Genomic DNA, 466 nt, shown 5'->3' on the forward strand with positions numbered 1-466 from the left:
CCGTGATGCTCCTATAGGTTGTCAAGCCCGGTCGTGATCATGGTGGTGGTGATCGACCATGGCGAGGTGGCCTACGCGGCGAGCAGGTATTCACGGTAGGCGATGACGAAGTCATCGTCTCGGCGTTTACCGCGTTCAAGGTAGGAAATCGTGGTGGGCCACGTGTTGAAGTGCCCGGCTGCGGTTTCCAAGCTGATCTTCTTCGACTGGCGCAGTGGCCTCAGGTCGTCGACGGCGGGTACCGGCTCGGGCCGGACAATGTGCCGGTAGGCCTCGTTGGCGATGTAGCGTTTGAGGCACCGCATGATCTCGCGTTTGCTCTTGCCCTCCGCGGTCCGGCGTGCCACGTAGGCCCGTGTCCGCGGGTCACTGGACATGCGCACGAGCACGATCTGGTGGAGTGCCTGATTGGCCTGCCGGTTTCCTCCACGGTTGAGCCTGTGCCGGTTCGTCTTCCCGGAAGACG

1 pseudogene is annotated in these 466 nt (G+C 62.7%); it reads right to left on the bottom strand.

From position 1 onward, the window contains the following. Positions 1-266 precede the first annotated feature (266 nt). Positions 267-466, bottom strand: a pseudogene (locus tag NQ036_RS15890) (transposase); the annotation flags it as partial.

Origin of the sequence: Brevibacterium sp. 91QC2O2, from assembly GCF_024580695.1 — a bacterium.
Lineage (GTDB): Bacteria > Actinomycetota > Actinomycetes > Actinomycetales > Brevibacteriaceae > Brevibacterium > Brevibacterium moorei.